Origin of the sequence: Streptomyces sp. NPDC059564 (genome assembly GCF_042735575.1) — a bacterium.
GTDB lineage: Bacteria > Actinomycetota > Actinomycetes > Streptomycetales > Streptomycetaceae > Streptomyces.
Map to the genome: position 1 here is coordinate 1 of NZ_JBHWBP010000666.1, position 1,656 is coordinate 1,656.

2 protein-coding genes are annotated in these 1,656 nt (G+C 70.8%); both read right to left on the reverse strand.

All coding sequences use genetic code 11. The annotated features are described in order from the left end of the window. Positions 1–105 precede the first annotated feature (105 nt). A complete protein-coding gene (locus tag ACFV0Q_RS41450) occupies positions 106–1,068 on the reverse strand; it encodes an electron transfer flavoprotein subunit alpha/FixB family protein (protein WP_385013274.1) in 963 nt (320 codons plus the stop codon). A gap of 59 nt (positions 1,069–1,127) precedes the next feature. After that, positions 1,128–1,656: electron transfer flavoprotein subunit beta/FixA family protein (locus ACFV0Q_RS41455; protein ID WP_385013276.1), on the reverse strand; the 529-nt coding region annotated here is incomplete at its 5' end.

The window sequence follows — 1,656 nt, forward strand, 5'->3', positions numbered from 1 at the left end:
GTTTATAAGACACCGGTTCTTTGATTTTTCATTGCTTGCTGCAAACACCGGGGGGCCGGGTGGTGAGTTACACCACGCGGCCCCGAGTCACCGCATCGACGCAGGTCAGCCCTTGCGGGCCTTGATCTCGCCGGTCAGCTGCGGGACGACCTCGAAGAGGTCGCCGACCACGCCGTAGTCGACCAGGTCGAAGATCGGGGCCTCGGCGTCCTTGTTGATGGCCACGATGGTCTTCGAGGTCTGCATGCCGGCCCGGTGCTGGATCGCGCCCGAGATGCCGGAGGCGATGTACAGCTGCGGGGAGACCGACTTGCCGGTCTGGCCGACCTGGTTGGAGTGCGGGTACCAGCCGGCGTCCACGGCGGCGCGCGAGGCGCCGACCGCCGCACCGAGGGAGTCCGCGAGGTCCTCGATGAGGTGGAAGTTCTCCGCGCCGTTGACGCCGCGGCCGCCGGAGACGACGATCGCGGCCTCGGTCAGCTCCGGGCGGCCGGTGGACTCGCGCGGGGTGCGCGCGGTGACCTTGGTGCCGGTGGCCAGGGCGCCGAAGGTGACGGCGAGCGCCTCGACGCTGCCGGCGGCCGGGGCGGCCTCGACCGGGGCCGAGTTCGGCTTCACGGTGATGACCGGGGTGCCCTTGGAGACGCGGGACTTGGTGGTGAACGACGCGGCGAAGGCGGCCTGCGTCGCGACCGGGCCCTCGTCACCGGCCTCCAGGTCGATGGCGTCGGTGATGATGCCGGAGCCGATGCGCACGGCGAGGCGGGCGGCGATCTCCTTGCCCTCGGCGGAGGACGGGACGAGCACGGCGGCCGGGGAGACGGCGTCGTACGCGGCCTGCAGCGCGTCCACCTTCGGTACGACGAGGTACTCGGTGAACGCGGGGGCGTCGGCGGTGAGGACCTTGACGGCACCGTGCTCGGCGAGCACCGCGGCGGTGGCCTCGGCACCGGCGCCGAGCGCGACGGCGACGGGCTCGCCGATGCGGCGGGCCAGCGTCAGCAGCTCGAGGGTGGGCTTGCGGACGGCGCCGTCCGCGTGGTCGACGTAGACGAGAACTTCAGCCATGGGACTGCTCTCCTGCTATTGCGAAGTGTCTGGGGGCTAGTGAGTGGGGGCTGAAGCTCTTAGATGAACTTCTGGCCGGCCAGGAACTCGGCCAGCTGCTTGCCGCCCTCGCCCTCGTCCTTGACGATCGTGCCGGCGGTGCGGGCCGGACGCTGCGCCGCGGAGTCGACCGCGGTCCAGGAGCCCTCGAGACCGACCTCTCCGGCCTCGATCTCCAGCTCCTCCAGGTCCCAGGACTCCACCGGCTTCTTCTTGGCGGCCATGATGCCCTTGAAGGAGGGGTAGCGGGCCTCGCCCGACTGGTCCGTCACGGAGACGACGGCGGGGAGGGAGGCCTCCAGCTGCTCGCTCGCGGAGTCGCCGTCGCGGCGGCCCGTCACGGTGCCGTCCTCGACCTTGACCTCGGACAGCAGGGTGACCTGCGGAACGCCCAGGCGCTCGGCCAGGATCGCCGGGAGGACACCCATGGTGCCGTCCGTCGAGGCCATGCCGGTGATGACCAGGTCGTAACCGGCCTTCTCGATGGCCTTGGCGAGCACCAGCGAGGTGCCCATGACGTCGCTGCCGTGCAGGTCGTCGTCCTCGACG